This is a genomic window from Candidatus Polarisedimenticolia bacterium, assembly GCA_035764505.1.
In the GTDB taxonomy this organism is placed as follows: domain Bacteria; phylum Acidobacteriota; class Polarisedimenticolia; order Gp22-AA2; family AA152; genus AA152.
Genome location: DASTZC010000215.1, coordinates 1 through 20,734, shown reverse-complemented (window position 1 = coordinate 20,734; position 20,734 = coordinate 1). Strand labels below are relative to the sequence as shown.

Genomic DNA, 20,734 nt, shown 5'->3' with positions numbered 1-20,734 from the left:
CGTCTCAAACCAGGCGCGGGTCGAAGCTTTCCAGCGTCTTCTTGATGTGGGAGACGAACTGGTCGGCGACCGCGCCGTCGATGATTCGGTGATCGAAGCCAATCGACAGATACCCCATCGTGCGCACGGCGATGGCGTCGTCCTGCGTCACCTTCAGGCGCTTCTCGATCGTCCCCACGCCGAGGATCGCGAGCTGCGGCTGATTGATGATCGGGGCGCCGAACAGGCTGCCGAAGACGCCGGGGTTGGTGATGGTGAAGGTGCCGCCCTGGACCTCGTCGGGCTGCAGCTTTTTGGCGCGCGCCCGCTCCGCCAGGTCCACCGTCGCCTTCGCGAGCCCCGCCAGGTTGCGCTCCTCGGCGTTCTTGATGACCGGCACGATCAGCCCCCAATCCAGAGCGACCGCCACGCCAAGGTTGATGTCCTTCTTGTAGATCAGGTTCTCGCCGTCCATCGAGGCGTTCAGGACCGGGAAGGCCTTGAGGGCCTCGACGGTGGCGAGAAGGATGAAGGGAAGATAGGTCAGCTTGACGCCGTGCCGATCCAGGAACTCGTCTTTCTTCTCCTTGCGGATGCGATCCACCGCCGTGTAATCGACCTCGAAGTAGGAATGGACGTGGGCGGAGGTCCGCTTGCTCGCCACCATGTGCTCGGCGATCTTGCGGCGCATCACCGACAGAGGCTCGACCTTGGTGCGCTCTCCCGACTTGAAGGCGATCGAAGGCGCGGGGCGCGCGGCGGCCGGGGCGGCCGCAGCGGCGCCGCCCGATTCCATGGCGGCCAGGATGTCCTTCTTCGTGACCCGGCCCGAAATGCCGCTTCCCGACATCGACGAGATGTCGAGGTTGTGCTCCTGGGCGATGCGGCGCACCAGAGGGGAGGAACGGGTACGCAGCCTCTCCTCGCGGCTTCCCTGCACGGCGCGGAGGGGGGCGGCCGAGGGGGCCGGACGAGGCGATTCGGCCTGGCCTTCCCGCGGAGTCTCTTCTTCCTCCTCCTCGGATTCCTCCGGTGCCGCGCGCTTTTCTTCTTTGCGCTCTTTCGCGGCTGCAGGAGCTTCCTTGCCGTCGCCCTTCCCGTCGCCGGACGGCCGGCTCTTGGCCGACGGCGCTCCATCAGCCTGCGCTTCGGCCTTCGGCGGAGCCTCCGCGGCCTGCTGCGCTTCGGCCTTTGGAGGCTGAGCGCCCGCCGCCGCGGTGCCCTCCGTTTCGATCGTCCCGAGGACCGTCTTGATTTCGACTGTCTTGCCCTCGTTGATCTTGATTTCCGATAGGACGCCGGCCGCGGGGGAGGGGATCTCCGCATCCACCTTGTCGGTGGAGATCTCCAGGATCGGCTCGTCCCGCTTCACTTTGTCGCCCGGCTTCTTCAGCCACTTGACGACCGTCCCCTCCTGAATGCTCTCCCCCATCTGGGGCATGATTACATCAACTTTCATGGGCCACCTTTAAGAAAGCTCCTGAGGAAGCACGCACCAGGATGCGCCGTCCCTGCACTTATTTCCATCTGTGACACCTAGCCGCTCCTTCTGGGCCGCTTTCCAGCCGTCGGCTGTAAGGGTGGCCCTGTCCGGGGGAAGTGACCATCATCTAATAGGCTGCCAGTTTTCGAGCAGCGTCCATCACCTTCTGAGTGTTTGGCAGAAAGAAATCCTCAAGTGCCGCACTATAGGGAACCGGCGCATCAGGGGAGGTTACACGGAGAACTGGTCCGTCCAAATACTCGAAGGCCCGCTCGTTGATCAACGATGTAACCTCACCGGCAATTCCCCCCGTCCTGGTGTCCTCGTGGACGATCAGCACCTTCCCCGTCTTTTTCGCAGTCGCTTCGATGGCATCGGCATCCAGGGGCAGCAGCGTCCGCAGGTCAATCACCTCCGCGCTCACTCCTTCCTTGTCGAGCGCCTCGGCGGCGTCCAGGCAGTGCAGCTGCATCGAGCCGTAGGTGATCAGGGAGATGTCCGTCCCTTCGCGACGCACCGCCGCCTTGCCGATCGGGACAGTGTAGTCCTCCTCCGGAAGGACTTCCTTGATGCGCGGCAGCCGGTAGAGGTACTTGTGCTCCAGGTAGATGACCGGATCCTCGTCGCGCACCGCCGCCTTGATCATGCCCTTCGCGTCGTAGGTCGTCCCCGGCGCGACCACCTTCAGGCCCGGGGTGTGGACGAAGTACATCTCGGGATTCTGCGAATGGAACGGTCCGCCGCGCACGCCGCCCCCCGCGGGGCCGCGAATGACGATCGGCACGCCGGCCCCGTAGCGCCAGCGGCTCTTGGCGGCGAAGTTGGTGATCTGGTTGAAGGCGCAGGCGATGAAGTCGATGAACTGCATCTCGGCGACGGGGCGCAGCCCCATGAGCGAGGCGCCGATGGCCGCTCCGACGATCCCCGACTCGGCAATCGGCGTGTCGATGATCCGCTCCTTGCCGAACTTCTCGAGGAAGCCCTTGGTGACCTTGAAGGCGCCGCCATAGACACCGATGTCCTCTCCCAACATGAAGACGCGGCGGTCGCGCTCCATCTCCTCCCACAGCCCCTGGCGGATCGCCTCGAGATAGGTGATCGGCTCGGCCATCAGCTCCTCCTCGCCGAGGCGGGTGTCTTGGGCGCCGCTTCCTCGGAGCCCGGGTCGGCCAGCGGCGCGTAGATGTCCTCGATGCACGACTCGGGACGCGGGGAGGGGGCCGCCTCGGCGACGGCAAGGTCGCGATCGATCTCCGAGGTGCAGCGCTCCACGATGGCAGCCAGCTCCTCGGGCGTCGCGACTTCCTGGTCCACCAGGCGCTTCTCGTACAGCGCGATCGGATCGCGCTTCTCCCAGAAGCGGCGCTCCTCCTCGGGGACGTACCAGGCGTCGTCGTGCTCCGAATGGCCGCGCATGCGCATCGTCTTGGCTTCCAGGAGCACCGGCCCTTTGCCCTGGCGCGCCAGATCCAAGGCGCTCTCCGTCGCCTCGTGCACCGCCAGGACGTCGTTGCCGTCGACTACTCCCTGGGGAATGCCGTAAGCACGGGCCTTCTCGGCGAGATCGGTCAGGAGCGACTGGGCGGCGACGGGGGTGGAGTAGGCCCAGCGGTTGTTCTCGATGATCACGACGAGAGGCAGGCGCATGACCGAGGCGATTCCCATGCCCTCGTGAAAATCGCCCGTGCTGGTGGCGCCGTCGCCGATGTAGGTCATCGCCACCAGCTTGCGGCCCAACATCCGCCCCGCGAGCGCCACGCCGGTGAGCACCGGCACCAGGGTCCCCAGAGGGCTGATGGGAGGCACGAAGCCGCGGTCGATGCCGCCGAAATGCAGCGACGTGTCGCGTCCCTTGCAGGGACTGCCTTCTTTCTGCATGTACTGCAGGAAGAACTCCACCGGCTTGACGCCGCGCACCAGCATGGCGCCGAGGTTGCGAATCATCGGAGCCAGCACGTCCTGGGGCGCCAGAGCGTAGGCTGAGCCGACCGAGATCGCCTCCTGTCCCTTGCTGCCGTAGAGCCCTCCCTGCACCTTTCCCTGACGGTACAGCGCGGAGAGGCGCTCCTCCACCATGCGGTTGAGCTTCAGGTAGTAATAGATGTCCAGCTGCTTGTCGGGGGAGAGGCCCTTGGCGGGCCTCGCCTCGGGCGCGGTGCGCGCGCCGGGCGGCTGCTTGCGTCGCGATTCCTTGCGGGCGGCTTTGGACATCAGCGGTTCAGCGTGCGGCCCAGCACGTCGAGGGCCGCCTCGCCCATCGCCTCCGACAGGGTCGGGTGGGCGTGGATGGTTGCGATAATTTCTTCGGTGGTGGCTTCCAGGCGCAGCAGCGCGGCGCCCTCCGCCACCAGTTCCGTGGCCTTCGGGCCGATGATATGCACCCCGAGGACCTCGCCATATTTCTGATCGGTGACGATCTTCACGAATCCTTCCGTCTCTCCCAGGATCTGCGCGCGTCCCAGGGCGCTGAAGGGGAACTTGCCGTTCTTCACGGCATGCCCTCTCTCGACGGCCTGCTTCTCGGTCAATCCGATGCGGGCGATCTCGGGATCGCAGTAGGTGCACCAGGGAATCTGGTCGTAGTTGAGCGGATGCGGCTCCTGACCGGCCATCCTCTCGACGGCCGCCACCGCCTCGTGGGAGGCGACGTGCGCCAACGGCGCCTTGCCCACCAGATCGCCGATGGCCCAGACGCCCGGCTCGGCGGTCCGGTAGGAATCGTCCACTTTCACGAAGCCCTTCTCCACCGCCACCTTCGTCTTTTCCAGCCCGAGCCCGTCGCTCTTCGGCTTGCGCCCCACTCCGAGGAGCAGCATGTCGGCCGTGATGGACTCCGTTTTGCCGCCGCCCCCCGGCTCGATCGTCACCTCGACTCCCTTGGAGGAGGGGACGGCCTTGGAGACCTTGGCGCCGGTGCGCGTGGCGATGCCGCGCTTCCGGAAGCAGCGCTCGAGCTCCTTGGAGACGTCCTCGTCCTCCGCCGGGACGAGGCGCGGCAGCAGCTCGATCAGCGTCACCTGCGTCATGAAAGAAGAATAGATGGAGGCGAACTCGACGCCCACGGCCCCGGCCCCGAGGATGATCAGCGACTTGGGGACGGAGCCGATTTCGAGGATGTGGTCGGAGGTCAGGATCTTCTTGCCGTCGGGCTCGATTCCCGGAAGCCCTTTGGCCTCGGAGCCGGTGGCCAGCAGGATGTTCTTCGCCTCGAGGATCTGCGTCTTGCCCGATCGGGAGCTCACCGAGACGCGCCCCGGGGCTTCGATGCGCCCCGTTCCCTCGAAGACCTCGATTTTGTTCTTCTTCATCAGGAAGGCGACGCCCTTTGACAGACGCTCGACCACCCCGGCTTTGCGCTTCTGGATGGCGGAGAAGTCGATCAGCACGTCGCCGATTTTGAAGCCGAACTCTCCGGCCTGCCGCAGGCTGTGGTGCAAGGCGGCGCTCTGCAGGAGGGCCTTGGTGGGGATGCAGCCGCGCAGGAGGCAGGTCCCGCCGAGAGCGGAGTCGCGCTCGATCAGGGCGGCCTTGAGCCCCAGCTGCGCGGCGCGGATCGCCCCGGTGTATCCGCCGGGACCCGCACCGATGACCACCAAGTCGAACCGACCGCCGCTTTCCGCCGGCATCGTCACGCTTGCTCGCCTCCGAGGAGAAGGGTTGGCCGCGCCGAGGGCCGATCGGCTGCCTAAACCCTTGTCAGGGGTGGGAATATTCTGTAAACGGGGCCTGAAACCGGCGGCAATTTACCATCTTTATGGAGAAGTTTTCAAACCTTCATCCGCCCGGCCATTCCTGGCCGGGAGGCCTGCGACGAGCCCACAGACGAATGGACCGAGCGCCCTCGAATATCGCAGGGTCGGACCGGCCAGTGCCCAGAACAGCACCAGAACGAAGGGGATGAGCAGGGGGGAGGGCGGCCAGAGCTTCATGCTGCGGTGCAGAAGCGCGCGGGCCAATCCGAGCAGGGCCACGATCCCGATGGGCCAGGCGCCCGCTCCAAAGAACACGAGACCCAGATGAAGCAGGGCCGATTGGACCAATCCCTTGAACGTCTGAAGCGGCCGGTCGAGAAACCAATGGAGAGGAGTAGGGTATTGCTTCTCGAGATCGTGGATTCTCTGGACCGTGATCTCTTCGTCCGGCCGCTCCTCCATGAGCCGCCCCACGATCCATGCGTAGTTTGCCTTGGCGCTCATGGTCCAGTGTCCCGAAGCGAGCCTCAAATAGACCAGGTAGGGCGCGAAGACCAGAAGGAAGATGAGCAGGAGGCGAAGCGGCTCGCGCCATCGCGGGGGCGGCCCCGGCTCGGTACGGTTCGCCCACAACGCCGCCATGAAGAAGGGCACGAGGAATGCCGACTCTCGTCGCGTGAGCGCGGCCAGGCCGAGGGCGAAGCCGCAGAGAAACCCCGGCCGGCGGCGGGAGAAAACCGACAGCACCGCGAGCAGCAGGAGCGCCGAGGTGAGAGCCTCGGTGTAGATCATGCGGGAAGCGCCGATCATGCCCGGATGAACGACCGCCGCGAGGCCTGCCGCTGCGGCCGCCGCCGGTTGCTTCCATTGCCGGAGGGCGAGCAGGTAGACGAGAGGAGGAGCGAGGCTCCCCGCGAGGAGCGAAACCGCCAGCCCCGCGTGCAGGCTCGATGCGCCCAGCAGGATGATCGCTGCCTGTAGCAACGGGTAGAGCGGGCCGAAGTGGTCCTCGAGGGGACCGAGCGCATCGACGCTGAATCTTCCATGGCGTGCCAGGCTCCCGGCCAGCGCCATGTAGGTGCGCTCGTCCCCGTCGGGCACGGCGGGATGAACGGCGAGGCGGGCGAGGCGCAGTGCCAGGGCCGCGATTCCCACCAGCAGGGCAATGCGCCAAGCCCCGGCGCGCTGAAGCATCGCGTCGGCGCCGAGCAGCCATCGCGACAAGATCGCGCGATTCATGCGGCCGTCAGGCGCCGTGCTCCGGGCGGCGCCCGCATCGTCATTCCCCCTGGAAGCGCGGCTTGCGCTTCTCCAGGAAGGCGCTGACTCCTTCCTTCTTGTCCTTGGTCTCGAACAGGACGGTCTGAGAGAGGACCTCGAAGGCGAGGCCGGAGTCGAGCGGCACCCGGGCCGAGAGGTTGAGCGCTGCCTTGGCGAGACGCAGGGCGACGGGGGCGCGCGAGGCGAGCTTCTCGGCCAGCTCCCGGGTGGCCGCAGCGAGCTCCTCGCGCGGCACGACCTTGTGCACGAGGCCAAGCTCGAGAGCGCGCTCCGCGTCGACCGGGTCGCCGGTGAGGATCAGCTCCTTGGCGCGACCGAGCCCCACCAGCCTTGGCAGACGCTGCGTTCCGCCTGCTCCCGGCAGGATCCCCAGACCGACCTCGGGAAAGCCGAGCTTCGCTCCCGCGACGGCGATGCGAAAATCGCAGGCCAGCGCCATCTCCATCCCGCCGCCCAGCGCATGACCGTTCATCGCGGCGATGGTGGGCTTCGTGAAGCCGTCGATGCGCGAGAAGAGGCGGTTCAGGCAGGCTTCCAGCACCTGGCGGGCGCGGCGATGGTGCAGGTCCTTGAGGTCGGCGCCGGAGACGAAGACCTTCTCTCCGCCGCCGGTGAAAACGAGGACCGCCACGTCGCGGCTGTCCTCCGCTTCCTGGAGCGCCCTCTCGATCTCGACGGCGGTCGATTCGTCCACGGCGTTGCGCACATCGGGACGATCGATGGTGACGGTGGCGATGCGGTCCTGCACGGAAAAGCCGATGTTGATGAAAGCCACGTGAAAACCTCGCGAGGGAGTTCTGACTAAGGCCGGGGAGACAGGACGATCTTGCCGAAGATTTGGTGCTCCTCCAACAGCTCGTGCGCACGGCGCGCCTCGGTGAGCGGCATGACCCGGTCCACCACGGGCTTCAAGCGCCCGGATTCCACGTGCCGGAAGATGGTGAACAGACGCGAGCGGCTCCCCATCGTGGAGCCGAGTATCGACAGGTTCTTGAAAAAGAGATGCCTGAGATTCAGGGAGACCTCGGCGCCCGTGGTGGCGCCGCAGGTGACCAGCCGTCCTCCCCAGGTCAGGCTGAGCAGGCTCTGATCCCAGGTCGCCTTGCCGACGTGCTCGATGACGACGTCGGCGCCGCGCCGCGAGGTCAGGCGCTTCACTTCGTCCTTCAGCTCGGCGCGCGACAGGTCGATTCCCTCGTCGGCACCCAGCGTTTTGGCCTTGGCGAGCTTCTCTTCGCCGGTGGAAACCGCCAGGACGTGCGCGCCGTGCAGCTTGGCGATCTGGATGGCTGCCGACCCGACGCCGCTTCCCGCACCCAGGACCACGACCGTCTCGCCCGGTACCACCTTCGCCTTGTCGACGACCATCTGCCAGGCGGTCAGGAAGACCAGGGGAATCGCCGCCGCCTGCTCGAAGGAGAGCCCCTCGGGAATCCGGATCAGGTTGCGGGCAGGCACGACGATCTCCTCGGCACAAGTCCCGTCGCGGTGCTCGCCCAGGATGCCGAACTCGCGGCACAGGTTGTCGCTGCCGGCAGCGCACGCCTCGCACATCCCGCAGGACAGGCCCGGCGCCAGGACTACCTTCTCGCCCGCGCGGAAGCCGCGCACCGCTTCGCCCACCTCCAGGATCACCCCCGCGCCGTCGCAGCCGGGCGTGAGCGGCAGCGGATACTTCACGCCGGGAATCCCACGGCGCACCCACAGGTCGAGATGATTCAGCCCGGCGGCATGGATGCGCACCCGCGCTTCATCGGCGCGCATGGGAGGCGAGGCAATTTCTTCGAGAAGAAGCTTCTCGTATCCGCCGTGCTCGTGGATCCGGATGGCGCGCAAAATGCGTTCCTCGTGGAAGGAGAATTATCGAGCGGTGGAAGCTTACACTAGGAGACTGCAGGATCGCCGTCAAAGGACCGGATCTGCCTGCCGGCCGCCAGCAGGTAGAGCGCTTCGAAGCGGCGGATCATCCAGTCCAAGGTGAGCTCCCGGAGGATTCGCTCCCGCCCGGCGGCACCCAGGGAGCGGCCCGGTCCGGAACCGGAGAGGTCATGCAGCGCGTCCCGGGAAAGGATGCTCAACGCGCTTTGAACCCCGGAGAGCGTTTTTCCTTGTAGGCGGCCAGCCCTTCTTTCGCGTCCTCGCTGGTGAAGAGCTGTTGCTGAAGCTCGCGCTCCAGCGCCAGCCCCTCCGCGAAGGAGCTCTCCATGCCCGACAGGACGGCGCGCTTGATGGCGCCCACCGCCAGCGGGGCCTTGCGGGGAGGGCAGTAGTGATGCGCCTGCTCGATGATCCCGCGCTCGAATCCTTCCGGCTCCAGGATCTGGTTCACCAGCCCCAGTGCCGCGGCTTCCTCGAAGGAGAAGGTCTTGCCGGCGATCATCAGCTCCAGGGCCTTGGACCTGCCGAGCAGCCGCGCGAGCCGCTGCGTCCCTCCGGTGCCCGGCAGGACCCCGAGGGCGACTTCGGGGACGCCGATTTTGCCGCCGCCGCTCCGGGCGATTCGCAGATCGGCGGCCAGGGCGACCTCCAGTCCGCCGCCGACAGTGTGGCCGTTCAGCGCCGCGATGACCAGCTTGGGTGTCTGCTCCAGCCGGTTGAGGGTCTCGTTGGCGTGCAGGCAGAAGTAGTACTTGGAGCGCGGCGTCATCTCGGAGAGCATGCGGATGTCGGCGCCGGCGCAGAAGAACTTGTCGCCGGCCCCCCTCAGGATGAGGACGTGCACGTCGTCGTCGAAGCGGGCCCGCAGGATGGCGTCGTCGAGCTGCCGCATCATCTCGTAGCTGTAGGTATTGGCGGGCGGGGCGTTGAGCTCCAGCAGAGCGACGGGGCCGTCGACCCGGTAGTTCACCAGTGTTTCCGGCATCGCTTCCTTTCTTTGCGGGCGCAGCGAACTGCGTTCGCGGACTGAGGAGGCCAAATCGTACCGGCGCGGGGCGGCCTTCGTCAACGCTGGTGCCGGACGCGCGGGCGGTATGCGGAATTGCCGCGAAGATCGCGACCGGCATGGATCTGGCGAGTGGAGGCATCGCGCCAGCAGGGGGTGCGCCAGGCCCGTGCCTTGTCGGTCTAGCGGCGCAGCGTCGGGTAGGTGGCGTCGAGGTAGCGGCGGATTCCCTGCTCGAGGGTCACGGCCGGCTTCCAGCCGAGGACTTTGCTTGCGCGCCGGGCCGACAGGGCGATGCGGTAGACCTCGCCCTTGCGGTAGGGGGCGTGCTTCGCCTTGTCGCGGAAGCCCATCGCGCTTGCCAGCGTTTTGAAGATGTCGAGGTCGCTGACCTTCCTTCCCCATCCCAGGTTGAGCGTCTCGTTCTTTCCTTTGCGCAGCGCCGTGAGGTTGGCCCGCACCAAATCCTCGACATAGACGTAGTCGCGCGTCTTCGTCCCGTCCCCGAAGATTATGGGCTGCTGCCCTGAGCGCATCAGCCCGGCGAAGATCGCCACCACGCCCGCCTCTCCCTTCGGGTTCTGGCGCGGCCCATAGACGTTGGGATAGCGGAAGATCACGTAGGGGAAGCCGTACGTCCGCGAGTAGAAGCGGATGACTTCCTCGCCCAGCCACTTCGAGAGACCGTAGGGCGACAGGGGAACGGGAGGCTCCGACTCGGGCGCGGGGACCTTCTTCGGCTCGCCGTAGATTGCGCCTCCGGTGGAGGCGAACAGGAACTTGCGGATGCCGGCCTCGCCGCACGCCAACAGCAGCCCCGCGGTCCCGGAGACATTGACCTCGAAGGTGGGGAGCGGATCGCGCACAGATTTCACCACCTCCGCGAGGGCGGCGTGGTGGTTGACGATATCCGGCTTCTCCTTGAGCACGATCTTGCGGATCAACGTTGTGTTCCGTAGGTCGGCTTCATAGAATCGCGCCTTGGCAGGGAGATTCTTGCGGAACCCGGTGGCCAGGTTGTCGATCACCGCCACCCGGTGTCCCGCCCGCAGGTAAGCGTCCGCGATGTGGCTGCCGATGAAGCCCGCACCACCGGTCACGAGGATTCGCATGGCGCGGATTATACAAAAAAGGTCGGAGGTTTTTTCGGCGGCGAAGGCGGCGCACCGGCTCGGTGCGTGGTATCACCGGCATCGCCGTGATCTTCCGTGGCGGCGCACGCGCGATCCCTACCGCATCTGGATCTCCGAGGTGATGCTGCAGCAGACGCAGGTATCGACGGTGATCGCCTATTACGAGCGCTTCGTGCGGCGCTTTCCCACGGTGCGGGCGCTCGCGAAGGCGCGCGAGGCCGACGTGCTGGCGGCCTGGTCGGGGCTGGGCTACTACCGGCGGGCCCGCCACTTGCACGCGGCCGCCCGCGAGATCGTCGCCCGGCACGGTGGCCGGCTGCCCTCCCGGATGGATGCGCTGCGCGCCCTCCCCGGGATTGGCAGCTACACCGCCGGGGCGATCGCCAGCATCGCTTTCGATCGCCCGGAGCCGGCCCTGGATGGCAACGCCGAGCGGGTGCTGGCGCGCCTGTTGGCCCTCCGGGGCGATCCCGCCGTCGCGGCGGTGCGCCGGCGCCTGGAGCAGGCGGCGCGCGATCTTCTGGGATGCGGCAGTCCCTCGGACATTACGCAGGCCCTGATGGAGCTGGGTGCGCTGATCTGCACGCCCGTTTCGCCCCGTTGCGCGCGCTGTCCTCTCGCGCGTGACTGCGAGGCCAGGGCCAGGGGAATCGAGGAGGAGCTGCCGCAATCCGGGAAGAGCCGTCGCGCGGAGAGGCGCGAATCGGCCGTGGCGATCGTGCGCCATGGCGGGGCCTATCTCATGGTGCGGCGCACCGGTCCCGGATTGATGGAAGGGCTGTGGGAATTCCCCGGGGATTTCCTGGAATCGGGAGAGAGCGCCGCCGCCGGATTGCGTCGCGTCGGCAGGCAGCGGCTGGGGCGGGCGATCGAATCCGAAGAGGAGATTGCCCGGCTGAGCCAGACGATCACCTATCGCCGGATCCGCGTGAGCGCCCGCGCCGCGCAGCTGTCGGAGCCGGCGCCGGGCTGGAGGATGCCGAGCCATGCGCGATGGCTCACGCGCGATCGCCTCCTGCGTCTGCCCCACGGCTCCCTGACGGCGAGGCTGCTCGCGCTGCTGGAAATAGAACCGCCCGCGGCGCGGCGGCGTGCGGATCGATCCTGAGATGGCCGCACGAATCGAGACGATCAAGATGATGGGCCCCTGCGGGGTGCTGGAGGGAATCCTCAGAATCCCGCACGAGCCTCCCCCGCGGGCGGCGCTGCTGTGCCATCCGCATCCTCTTTATCAGGGGTCGATGCACTCGCCGGTGATTTACCGCGCGGCGAAGGCCTTTCACCGGCGCGGATTCGCTACCTTGAGGTTCAATTTCCGGGGAGTCGGGATCTCGGAGGGGGGCTACGACGGGGGAGTGGGGGAGAAGGAAGACGTGCGGGCGGCCCTCGAGACTCTGGCGGCGAAATGTCCGGGCCTTCCGGTCACGCTGCTCGGCTATTCCTTCGGCGCCCGCGTCGGGTTGGAGGCCTGCGGCGATGATGGCCGCGTCGACCGGCTGGTGGGAATTGGACTGCCCCTGACGCTCGGGTCCTTCGATTTCCTGCAGGCCATTGCCAAGCCGATCCGGATCGTGCAGGGAGATCGGGATGAATATGGATCGACGGACGACCTGCGGCGCCTGGTGGAGAAGCTGGGGGAGAGTGCCAGGCTGCTGATCGTCCCGGGGGCCGATCACCTCTTCACTTCGGCTCTCGATACGCTGGAAGAAACCCTCTACGAGGTGCTCGCGGACTGATCGCGGTCGCTCGACGCTAGTGCGAGACTTCGCGGCGGGCGCCGGCGGCTTCGGCGAGGGCATCGCGCCCCACCAGGTGACGGTGCGCGACGTAGTCGTAGAGCCGCGATTGCAGGAGCCTGCGTCCCCGGTGCAGCCGCGACATGACGGTGCCCATGGGGATGCGCAGCGCCTTCGAGATGTATTTGTAGCTTTTCTCGTCCACCAGGGCGAGCGTCACCACCGGACGGTACTCGGCCGGCAGCTCCGCCAGCGCCTCCTCGACCTCCGAGGAAGTGACCGAAGCCATCACTTCCTGCTCCGGGTTCCGGTCCTGCACGTGGGGAAAGGCCGACTCGGGAGCGGCGCCCGAGGCGAGCATATCGTCCAGGTCGACGTTGCCCGACTCGAGCCGGTGCTGCTGCACCCGATTGAGGAACTGGTTCTTCAGGATCCGGAACAGCCAGGCCCGGATGTTGGTGCCGGGCTCGAAACGGTGGAAGAAACGATAGGCACGCAGGTAGGTATCCTGGACGAGATCTTCGGCGTCCCTGTCGTTGCGCGTCAGGCGCAGCGCCAGGTGGTGCATCGCCCGCAGATGCGGCAGGGCCTGGGCTTCGAATTCCTCCCGGCGAACGTCCGCCCCGGGGGCACCCGGGGGGCTACCTCGCTTCGTGGCAGGGCGTTCGTGCTGCATGACCTCCTCCGTTTCAATCCTCCTTACCCGAGCTTCAGATGCTATCGGATAGGAAAGGATTCATCCCCCTCCCAGGGTGGCCCGGGCGGTCCATGCTGAGGGTTGATCCCCTTGAATCCTTTGTGGATAATTCGCCCGGCGCCCGGTCCGGGAAGAGAGGCCCCCGTTGTCCTTGAAGCTTTATCATTTCGAAGCCTGCCCCTATTGCGAGAAGGTGCGCTCCGCGCTGCGCCGGATGGAGGTCCGCTACGAAAGCGTCGAAATCGACCCCTCGGACCGCTCGGCGGTGGAGGAGATTTCGGGGCAGAAGAAGGTGCCGGTGCTGGTGGACGGAGAGACGGTCATTCACGATTCCACCCGCATCCTGAACTACCTGGTGAAGAGCTACGGAGGAGGCAGGTTCCTCCCGGATGACGCCCGCTCCCGCGCCCTGGCCTGGATCATCGAGGAGTATGTGGACGAGGCGTTGATCCCGCTCGTGGGGAGCCAGCGCCGCGGCGTCGACGGCAAAGGCGCGGCGCTCGATGACGCGGGCAAGGCTCTCATAAAGGCCGAGCTGGCCCATCACTACGAGGCGCTGGACCAGCTGCTGGCGGGCGACGGGTTCGCGCTGGGAGCACGGCCGACCCTGGCCGACATCGCTTTGTATGCCTGCCTCTCCCGCGTCGAGCTGTACAGCCCCCGCGGAATCCCTCCCGAGTATCCGGCGGTGCGCGCCTGGTACGCGCGGATGAAGGGCTGAGTCTCCTTCCGCCTTGGATCCCTTGGAAATCTGTGCGGGGCTTCAGGCCTTCCGCTTCTGCGATGCGGCGCCGGCGGCCCCTTCGATGTAGGGCTCGCGCAGCTCGACGGGATGCCCCACTTTGCTCCGGCCCCGGGCGCGCAGGTTCAGCAGCTCGACGAAGAGGGAGAAGGCCATCGCGGTGTAGATGTACCCCTTCGGCACGTGATGGCCGAAGCCGTCGGCCATCAGGACGACGCCGATCAGAAGAAGGAAAGCGAGCGCCAGCATCTTCACGCTGGGGTGGCGGTGGACGAAATCGCCGATCCGTTTGGCGAAGATCATCATCACCAGGACCGCGACGATGACCGCCGCGATCATGATGGTGACGTGCGACACCATGCCCACGGCCGTGATCACGGAGTCGAGGGAGAAGACGATGTCGAGAAGCATGATCTGGATCAGCACCGAGGCGTAAGAAGCGGCGACGCGCGATGAGCGCGCTCCCTCCTCGCCTTCCAGGCGCTCGTGGATTTCCAGCGTGCTCTTGGCGATCAGGAACAATCCGCCGAGCAGCAGAACGATGTCGCGTCCGGTGAACCCCCGTCCCAGCACCTCGAACAGCGGCCGCGTCAGCCCCATCACCCAGGACAGGGACATGAGCAGCGCGATGCGGGAGATCAGGGCGAGCCCCAGCCCCACGCGGTAGGCCCGCGGCTGGCGCTCCTTCTCCAGCTTCCCCACCAGGATGGAGATGAAGACGATGTTGTCGATCCCGAGGACGATTTCCAGCCCGGCCAGCGTGAGAAAGCCGACCCAGGCGTTGGGATCGGAAAGCCAGTCCATGCGGACTCCCGAAGTCAAAGGGCGGGCATCGTACCATGCCGGGGCAGGGGATTGGGGGGAGCGTCAGGCGGCGGCGGTGGCGTCCTGGAAGGTTTCGAAGAACGACTCGACCGCCTCGATGAAGGCTTCCACCGTGGGGAGCGTCGAGATCTTCTGGCGCAGCTGCCGGCCGTTGGGGAGGCCGTGCGTGTACCAGCCGGTGAAAGTGCGGATCTTGTGCAGGGCGAAGCGCTCATCCTCCTGATCGCGCAGGAGCCGGAAGTGCCCGAGGATCATCTCGCGCCGGTCGGCCAGGGTCACCGGCGCGGGCTCCTCGCCGCGCAAGCGCGCGGCGGTCTGCCGGAAGATCCATGGGTTCTGCATCGCGCCGCGCCCGATCATGACGCCGTCGCAGCCGGTCTCGCGCCACATCGCCAGCGCGTCGTCGGGCGTGACGATATCGCCGTTGCCGCTGACGGGTATCGACAGGGTCTGCTTCAGCGTGCGGATCCTTCCCCAGTCGGCCCGGCCGGTGAACATCTGTCGCGCCGTGCGGGCGTGCAGCGCCACCGCGTCGGCGCCGCTCCCCTCACAGATGCGTCCCAGCTCGAGATAGTTGCTGCGCCCGTCGTCCAGCCCGAGACGGAACTTCACCGTCAGAGGGATGCGCACGCGGTCACGGCAGGCCCGGATGATCCTCTCCGCCAGGCCGAGGTCCCCCATCAGTGCCGCGCCGGAGCATCCCTTCAGGATCTTGTTGGCCGGGCAGCCCATGTTGATGTCGACGATGTCAGCCCCCATCTCCTCGACGTAGGCGGCGGCCTCCGACATCCGGCCGGCGTCGGAGCCGTAGATCTGGATGGCCAGGGGCCGCTCTTCGGGGTGATAGTGCATCATCGAGCGGGTGCGCTCGCTGCCGCGGGTCAGCGCTTCCGAGGAGATGAACTCCATCGACACCACCCCCACCCCGCCGATGCGCTTGAGGATGCGGCGGAAGTACTGGTCGGTGATGCCGGCCATGGGGGCCAGGATCAGCGGCGGATTCACGCTGACGCCGCCGACGGAGAAGGGTCGAGACACGAGAGGCTCCGAAAAGCTGAAAGAGGGACTCACTATAGCGGAATCGACCTCCCGCGTCAGCCCCGGTCGTGAGGGGCGCACGGGGTGCGGCGGCGCGGCGGGGGAGAAATGCTAGAATGACCCACGTGAAAACCCCGGGGAGGCTCTCATGAATCTCGCTGAAATCCAGAAGGCGCTGTCGAGCGCGGAGCTGGATGGCTGGCTCCTGTTCGACTTTCACGGTCTGAATCCCATCGCGGCGCGGGTCGCGGGGCTGTCGGGCGGGCAGATGATTACGCGCCGCTGGTTCGCCCTGATTCCCGTCAAAGGCGAGCCTATCTGGCTGCACAGCGCCATCGAGGCCCACGCCTTCGCCTCCCTTCCGGGGCGCAAGGTCGCCTACGTCGGCTGGCGCCAGCTGGAGGACAACCTGCGCTCGATCCTGAAGGGACTGCGGCGGGTGGCGATGGAATACTCGCCGGGCGGAGCGATTCCCTACGTGTCGCGGGTCGACGGCGGGACGCTGGAGCTGATCCGGGCCTGCGGGACCGAGGTGGTCACCTCGGCCGACCTGGTGCAGTTCTTCGAGGCGCGCTGGAGCCCCGAGGCGCTGGCGTCCCACCGGCGCTCGGCGCGCCACCTGGACGAGATCGTCGCCCGCACCTTCCACGAGATCGCCTCCTCGGTGGATTCCGGCCGCACCCGGACCGAGCACGAGATCCAGCAGTTCATGATGGAGCAGTTCCGCAATCGCGATCTGCACGCCGAGCCGCCCATCGTGGCGGTGAACGCCAATGCCGGAAACCCGCATTACATGCCCGAGGAGGGGAAGAGCGCGGCCATCCGCAGCGGCGACCTGGTGCTGCTGGATCTCTGGTGCCGCGAGAAGCCGGAATCGGCGGTGTTCGCCGACATCACCTGGATGGGGTTCGTGGGGAAGACGGTCCCCACCCGCTACGACGACGTCTGGCAGGCGGTGTCGGGGGCGCGCGACGCCGCCATCCGCTACGTCCTGGACGGGGCCAAGAGCGGCAAGGTTCTGCGCGGCTGCGACGTCGACGACGTGGCGCGCGCTTTCATCCGCGACCGCGGCTACGAGCGCTTCTTCATCCATCGAACCGGGCACAACGTCGGTCACGAGGTGCACGGCAACGGCGCGCACCTGGACAATCTGGAGACACGCGACGAGCGGCGGCTCATCCCGGGGACCGGCTGCACGATCGAGCCCGGGGTCTACCTGCCCGAGTACGGCATCCGCAGCGAGGTGAACCTCTTCGTCGCTGAGGAAGGCGCCGAGGTGACCACCTCCGTCCAGGACCGGATCACCCCCATTCTGGTGCGCTAGGGGAGCCGCGCTCGTCCGGCTGCGATAGCGGGCGCCGGGTGCATCGGCTATACTGCGCGGCCACGGGTGCTGCCGCGCGGGCGGCGCCCGACGACGAGATGACGGCGAGGGCCGCCCCCGCTGGGGAAGCCGGCCCCGAACGGAAGGATTGCAGTTTCGCCCCGGACCGATGGTCGGTACGCGGGGCGGTTCAACGAGATGATGGGACGGCTCCGCTCCGCATTCTGGGGTGTCGAGCCGGTTGCCCGGGAGTTCCATGTCAAAAGCAATGCTGATCAACGTGACCCACGCGGAGGAGTCCCGCGTGGCGATCGTGGAGAACGGTGTCCTCGACACCTTCGAAATCGAGACTCTGAATCGGGAGAGCATCAAAGGCAATACCTACAACGGGGTCGTGGAGGGGATCAACACCACCCTGAACGCCGCCTTCGTGCGCTACTCCAACGACCGTCCCGGCTTCCTGCCGATGGACGAGATCAACTTCAAGAACGTGCCCATTTTGAAGGGGCGCGAGGACGGGGGCGGCCACCGGCAGCACATCCGCGACCGGCTGGAGCGGGGTCAGAAGATCCTGGTCCAGGTCATCAAGGACGGCTTCTCCACCAAGCCCGCCAGCCTCACCACGTACTACTCCCTACCGGGCCGCTACCTGGTCCTGATGCCCGGCTCCGACAGCTCCGGCATCTCCCGCAAGATCGAAGACGCCGAGCAGCGCGAGCGCCTGCGGAAGATCATGGAGGAGCTGAAGGTCCCCGACGGCTTCGGGGTGATCGTGCGGACCGCCGGCTACGACGTGTCGCGCACCGAGCTGCACCGCGACCTCAAGTACCTGCTGAAGCTCTGGGACAACGTGCAGAAGACGTCGGACGGGCAGCTCTGGCCGTCGCTCGTCTACCAGGAGCGCGACCTGGTGCTCCGGACGATTCGCGACTACTTCACCCAGGACATCTCCGAGATCTACATCGACAGCAAGGAGATGTACGAGAAGGCGATGAGCTTCTTCCAGGAGGTGATGCCCGCCAAGCGGAAGATCCTCAAGCTCTACACCGAAGACCGCCCGATCTTCACCCGCCACAACCTGGAAGAGCAGATCGAGACGATCTACAAGCGCCGCGTCTCCCTGAAGTCGGGGGGCGAGATCGTCATCGACGGCACCGAGGCGCTCACCGCCATCGACGTGAACTCTTCCCGCTCGAAGCGGGAGTCGAATATCGAGGACCTGGCCACCGCCACCAACATCGAGGCGGCGGAGGAGATCGCACGGCAGCTGCGCATCCGCGACATCGGCGGCCTGATCGTCATCGACTTCATCGACATGCGCTCCCAGAAGAACGTGCGCGAGGTGGAGCGCTCGCTGAAGGACGCGATGAAGCGCGACAAGGCCAAGTACGACATCACGCGCATCTCCAAGCTGGGGCTGCTGGAGATCTCGCGCCAGCGACTGAAGGCCGAGAAGGCCGCCGGCAGCTACGTCGCCTGCCCCACCTGCGGGGGCCACGGGCTGGTGCGCACCACCGAGTCGGCGGCGCTGGCGGTGCTGCGCAAGATCCACGCGCGGGTGCCGCGCGGCGACCTGTCGGCCATGAAGGTCAGCCTGCCTCCCGACGTCGCCTTCTATCTGCTGAACCAGAAGCGCGAGGACCTGGCGGGTCTGGAGCACCGCTACAAGACGCGCATCACCATCGCGCCGGTGCCGACCCTGAGGCCGCACCAGTCGGAGATCGAGCTGACCACCCGCGAAGGGGCGCCCGCGGCGATGGAAGAGCCGCGCGTCGAGGTCCGGCCGCGCGAGCGCGAGGGGCGCGAAGCGCGCCGCCACCGGCACGAGGAGCGGCGCCGCCCGCAGCCGGCCCCCGCCCCCGAAGCCGCGCCGCAGCCCGAGCGAGCGGAGCCCGCACCGCCTGCCGAGGCGGCAGAAGCGACGCAGGAAGGGGAGCAGGGCCAAAAGCGTCGTCGCCGCCGTCGCCGCCGTCGCTCGCGCCGGGGGCAGGGAGAGAGGATGGAAGGGGCCGGGCAGGCGGAGGAGGGCGAGCGCCGTCCCGAGCAGGGACCCAGCGCGGAGCGCCGGCCCCTGATCGTGCGCGCCGAAGCGCTGCCCGACGAGGAGGAGGTCCTCGTTCCGCGGCCTCTCGAGCCGCGCTCGGAGATCTCCTCGGAGCCGGCGTCGGCCCAGGCGGCTCCCGTCCAGGACGCTTCCGAAGAGTCGCCCGCCCCGGCGAAGCGGGGGGGCCGCAGGCTCTGGTGGCGCAAGCGGGCGCAGCGGCCCCGTGGTTCCGGGGGCGAGGCCCCTTCCGGCGAGGAAGGGTAGGCTCAAAGTCCGTGACAGTCGGTCGGCGGCTGAAACACGGGAGCAGGCATCTGCGTAAATCTTCCAAATAGAGACGTCCGAAGGCGGAGAGGGCTCTTCCCCTCGCCCGCCTGGGGACCGTCGGGGGGGAAAATCCAATGTCCGAGGCCGTGGGGGGAACCCTGTCCGCGACCGAAGCTCCCGCATCGATGAGCTTTGTCCAGCGCATCATCAACATCTTCGTGGCGCCTGCGAAGGTCTTCGAGTTCCTCGCCCGCAAGCCCGTCTGGGTCGCTCCGCTGATCGTTGTCTGCGTGTTTGCCGCCCTGATTCAGGGGATCATCTTCAATAGCGACGCGGGCAAGGAGATGACGCGGCAGGAATTCCAGAAAAGCCCCAGGGCGGCGCAGCTCTCCCCCGAGCAGGTCGATCGCCAGATCGCCATGATGGGGAAGATAGTGCCAATCTCGACCGTGATCATCGGTCCCATCATCACGTTCGCAGCTGCGGGCATCGTGTATCTGCTGATCAGCATCCTGCTGGGCGGCGAGATCACCTACAAGCAGACCCTGGCGGCCTGGGTGCACGTGGGATTCATCGGCCTTCTACAGGGAGCAGTGGCGACCGGCATCGTGTTGTTCAGGGGAGTCAAGCCCGAGACGTCCCTGGCGGCGTTTGCTCCGTTCCTCGAGGAGGATTCCTTCGTCTATCACTTCCTGCAGGCTTTCGATCTGTTCGTGCTCTGGCAGCTGGCCGTTCTTGCCATCGGCGTCGGCATGATCGGCCGTGTCGGGACGCGCAAAGCCGCCATTTCGCTGTACTCGGCGTTGACCGTCATCGCTCTGATCGTCGCCGGGATACGCCAGGCTTTTTCGTGAAGCTCCGGTCCCACGCCCGTGCCCGTTCTCGGGTCGGCGCGGCAGGAAGGTGTTGAGGGGGGTAAGCAGCACATGTCCCGAGGCAAGAAGATCCTCATCGCGGTCGTGGGCGTTGCCGTCGTCGGCGCGCTGGTCCTGGTGAACCTCAAGTACGATCGCAAGAAGAAAGTCACCGTCCAGACCGAGAAGATCGCCACGCGACGCATCAAGTCCGTGGTGACCGCTTCCGGCAAGATCAAGCCTAAAAAGCAGGTCAACATCAGCGCCAGCACCATCGGCAAGGTGACCAAGCTCTCTGTGGCGGAGGGTGACATGGTGCAGGCGGGGCAGTTCCTCCTGCAGATCGACCCGGCCCCCCTGGCGGAGCAGGTGCAGGCCTTGCGCGCCTCGATCGCCTCGGGACAGGCCTCCGCGGCGCAGGCTAAGGCCGGCCTGGAGCAGGCGAAAGTCGACCTGTCGCGCCTCGTCGAGCTGAAGAAGCACGACCTCGCCACCGACCAGGACATCGACCGGGCGCGCACCAGCGTTCAGGTCGAGACGGCGCGCGAAGACGCGGCTCAGAAGAACATCGTCGGTCTGCAAGCCAACCTGCGCAGCGCCAGCCATATGCTCAGCCAGGTGACCTTCAACGCCCCGCTCGCCGGCTTGATCACCGTGATGAATATCGAGGAAGGGGAAAACGTCGTCACCGGCACGATGAACAACCCCGGCACGGTGCTGATGACCATCGCCGACCTCTCCGAAATCGAGGCCGA

Annotated in this window: 19 protein-coding genes; 7 read left to right on the top strand and 12 right to left on the bottom strand. The window is 66.8% G+C overall.

Features of this window, described 5'->3' with window-relative positions; all coding sequences use genetic code 11:
- Positions 1 to 4 precede the first annotated feature (4 nt).
- The 9 genes from VFW45_14210 to VFW45_14170 all read right to left on the bottom strand — a co-directional run bounded on the left by VFW45_14210 (position 5) and on the right by VFW45_14170 (position 10,431).
- On the bottom strand, positions 5 to 1,438 hold the full coding sequence (locus VFW45_14210; GenBank protein ID HEU5181939.1) for a dihydrolipoamide acetyltransferase family protein: 1,434 nt from the start codon (positions 1,436 to 1,438) through the stop codon (positions 5 to 7).
- Between the two features lie 151 nt (positions 1,439 to 1,589).
- A complete protein-coding gene (locus VFW45_14205; protein HEU5181938.1) occupies positions 1,590 to 2,573 on the bottom strand; it encodes an alpha-ketoacid dehydrogenase subunit beta in 984 nt (327 codons plus the stop codon).
- Complete coding sequence (locus VFW45_14200; GenBank protein ID HEU5181937.1) at positions 2,573 to 3,673, bottom strand: thiamine pyrophosphate-dependent dehydrogenase E1 component subunit alpha; 1,101 nt, start codon at positions 3,671 to 3,673, stop codon at positions 2,573 to 2,575. Before VFW45_14200 ends, VFW45_14205 begins: the two co-directional genes overlap by 1 nt.
- The gene (lpdA, locus tag VFW45_14195; protein ID HEU5181936.1) at positions 3,673 to 5,088 is read right to left on the bottom strand and encodes a dihydrolipoyl dehydrogenase; all 1,416 of its coding nucleotides are present in this window, start codon (positions 5,086 to 5,088) and stop codon (positions 3,673 to 3,675) included. Before lpdA ends, VFW45_14200 begins: the two co-directional genes overlap by 1 nt.
- Before the next feature lie 126 nt (positions 5,089 to 5,214).
- On the bottom strand, positions 5,215 to 6,393 hold the full coding sequence (locus tag VFW45_14190) for a glycosyltransferase family 39 protein (protein ID HEU5181935.1): 1,179 nt from the start codon (positions 6,391 to 6,393) through the stop codon (positions 5,215 to 5,217).
- A gap of 40 nt (positions 6,394 to 6,433) precedes the next feature.
- Positions 6,434 to 7,210 carry an enoyl-CoA hydratase-related protein gene (locus tag VFW45_14185; protein ID HEU5181934.1) on the bottom strand — a complete coding sequence of 259 codons (777 nt, stop codon included), beginning with the start codon at positions 7,208 to 7,210 and terminating at the stop codon, positions 6,434 to 6,436.
- A gap of 26 nt (positions 7,211 to 7,236) precedes the next feature.
- On the bottom strand, positions 7,237 to 8,271 hold the full coding sequence (locus VFW45_14180; protein ID HEU5181933.1) for a zinc-binding dehydrogenase: 1,035 nt from the start codon (positions 8,269 to 8,271) through the stop codon (positions 7,237 to 7,239).
- A gap of 238 nt (positions 8,272 to 8,509) precedes the next feature.
- The gene (locus VFW45_14175; GenBank protein ID HEU5181932.1) at positions 8,510 to 9,298 is read right to left on the bottom strand and encodes an enoyl-CoA hydratase/isomerase family protein; all 789 of its coding nucleotides are present in this window, start codon (positions 9,296 to 9,298) and stop codon (positions 8,510 to 8,512) included.
- A gap of 203 nt (positions 9,299 to 9,501) precedes the next feature.
- Positions 9,502 to 10,431 carry an NAD-dependent epimerase/dehydratase family protein gene (locus VFW45_14170; GenBank protein HEU5181931.1) on the bottom strand — a complete coding sequence of 310 codons (930 nt, stop codon included), beginning with the start codon at positions 10,429 to 10,431 and terminating at the stop codon, positions 9,502 to 9,504.
- Here VFW45_14170 and mutY point away from each other — a divergent pair.
- Together mutY and VFW45_14160 are read left to right on the top strand one after the other, a co-directional pair.
- Positions 10,430 to 11,560: an A/G-specific adenine glycosylase gene (gene mutY / locus VFW45_14165; GenBank protein HEU5181930.1), complete on the top strand. Its 1,131-nt coding sequence runs from the start codon at positions 10,430 to 10,432 to the stop codon at positions 11,558 to 11,560. The two genes, VFW45_14170 and mutY, sit on opposite strands and share 2 nt — an antisense overlap.
- A 1-nt stretch (position 11,561) precedes the next feature.
- Positions 11,562 to 12,188, top strand: coding sequence for an alpha/beta fold hydrolase (locus VFW45_14160; protein HEU5181929.1), 627 nt, complete (start codon positions 11,562 to 11,564; stop codon positions 12,186 to 12,188).
- Between the two features lie 16 nt (positions 12,189 to 12,204).
- Here VFW45_14160 and VFW45_14155 read toward each other — a convergent pair whose 3' ends face one another.
- A complete protein-coding gene (locus tag VFW45_14155) occupies positions 12,205 to 12,864 on the bottom strand; it encodes a sigma-70 family RNA polymerase sigma factor (protein ID HEU5181928.1) in 660 nt (219 codons plus the stop codon).
- 166 nt (positions 12,865 to 13,030) lie between these two features.
- On the opposite strand from VFW45_14155, the gene VFW45_14150 reads away from it, so the two are divergent.
- Positions 13,031 to 13,606, top strand: a complete 576-nt coding sequence (locus VFW45_14150) for a glutathione S-transferase family protein (protein HEU5181927.1) — start codon at positions 13,031 to 13,033, stop codon at positions 13,604 to 13,606.
- 42 nt (positions 13,607 to 13,648) lie between these two features.
- Here VFW45_14150 and VFW45_14145 read toward each other — a convergent pair whose 3' ends face one another.
- Entirely contained in the window at positions 13,649 to 14,431 is a 783-nt protein-coding gene (locus VFW45_14145; protein HEU5181926.1) for a TerC family protein, read from the bottom strand.
- A 63-nt stretch (positions 14,432 to 14,494) separates the two neighbouring features.
- Complete coding sequence (dusB, locus tag VFW45_14140; GenBank protein ID HEU5181925.1) at positions 14,495 to 15,490, bottom strand: tRNA dihydrouridine synthase DusB; 996 nt, start codon at positions 15,488 to 15,490, stop codon at positions 14,495 to 14,497.
- Positions 15,491 to 15,638: 148 nt separating this feature from the next.
- Here dusB and VFW45_14135 point away from each other — a divergent pair, with 148 nt between their 5' ends.
- The 4 genes from VFW45_14135 to VFW45_14120 form a co-directional block, all read left to right on the top strand.
- Complete coding sequence (locus VFW45_14135) at positions 15,639 to 16,814, top strand: M24 family metallopeptidase (protein ID HEU5181924.1); 1,176 nt, start codon at positions 15,639 to 15,641, stop codon at positions 16,812 to 16,814.
- 256 nt (positions 16,815 to 17,070) lie between these two features.
- Positions 17,071 to 19,122 carry an Rne/Rng family ribonuclease gene (locus VFW45_14130; protein ID HEU5181923.1) on the top strand — a complete coding sequence of 684 codons (2,052 nt, stop codon included), beginning with the start codon at positions 17,071 to 17,073 and terminating at the stop codon, positions 19,120 to 19,122.
- 137 nt (positions 19,123 to 19,259) lie between these two features.
- Entirely contained in the window at positions 19,260 to 19,979 is a 720-nt protein-coding gene (locus VFW45_14125) for a YIP1 family protein (GenBank protein ID HEU5181922.1), read from the top strand.
- A 72-nt stretch (positions 19,980 to 20,051) separates the two neighbouring features.
- Positions 20,052 to 20,734: biotin/lipoyl-binding protein (locus tag VFW45_14120; GenBank protein ID HEU5181921.1), on the top strand; the 683-nt coding region annotated here is incomplete at its 3' end.

What these genes read in the sequence shown, in the direction of transcription:
- mutY (HEU5181930.1), top strand. Translation starts at nt 10,430, where the DNA reads ATGGCGCGGATTATACAAAAAAGGTCGGAGGTTTTTTCGGCGGCGAAG.
- VFW45_14200 (HEU5181937.1), bottom strand. Translation starts at nt 3,673, where the DNA reads ATGTCCAAAGCCGCCCGCAAGGAATCGCGACGCAAGCAGCCGCCCGGC.
- VFW45_14210 (HEU5181939.1), bottom strand. Translation starts at nt 1,438, where the DNA reads ATGAAAGTTGATGTAATCATGCCCCAGATGGGGGAGAGCATTCAGGAG.
- lpdA (HEU5181936.1), bottom strand. Translation starts at nt 5,088, where the DNA reads ATGCCGGCGGAAAGCGGCGGTCGGTTCGACTTGGTGGTCATCGGTGCG.
- VFW45_14190 (HEU5181935.1), bottom strand. Translation starts at nt 6,393, where the DNA reads ATGAATCGCGCGATCTTGTCGCGATGGCTGCTCGGCGCCGACGCGATG.
- VFW45_14125 (HEU5181922.1), top strand. Translation starts at nt 19,260, where the DNA reads ATGTCCGAGGCCGTGGGGGGAACCCTGTCCGCGACCGAAGCTCCCGCA.
- VFW45_14135 (HEU5181924.1), top strand. Translation starts at nt 15,639, where the DNA reads ATGAATCTCGCTGAAATCCAGAAGGCGCTGTCGAGCGCGGAGCTGGAT.
- VFW45_14155 (HEU5181928.1), bottom strand. Translation starts at nt 12,864, where the DNA reads ATGCAGCACGAACGCCCTGCCACGAAGCGAGGTAGCCCCCCGGGTGCC.
- VFW45_14170 (HEU5181931.1), bottom strand. Translation starts at nt 10,431, where the DNA reads ATGCGAATCCTCGTGACCGGTGGTGCGGGCTTCATCGGCAGCCACATC.
- VFW45_14130 (HEU5181923.1), top strand. Translation starts at nt 17,071, where the DNA reads ATGTCAAAAGCAATGCTGATCAACGTGACCCACGCGGAGGAGTCCCGC.
- VFW45_14145 (HEU5181926.1), bottom strand. Translation starts at nt 14,431, where the DNA reads ATGGACTGGCTTTCCGATCCCAACGCCTGGGTCGGCTTTCTCACGCTG.
- VFW45_14175 (HEU5181932.1), bottom strand. Translation starts at nt 9,298, where the DNA reads ATGCCGGAAACACTGGTGAACTACCGGGTCGACGGCCCCGTCGCTCTG.
- VFW45_14160 (HEU5181929.1), top strand. Translation starts at nt 11,562, where the DNA reads ATGGCCGCACGAATCGAGACGATCAAGATGATGGGCCCCTGCGGGGTG.
- VFW45_14205 (HEU5181938.1), bottom strand. Translation starts at nt 2,573, where the DNA reads ATGGCCGAGCCGATCACCTATCTCGAGGCGATCCGCCAGGGGCTGTGG.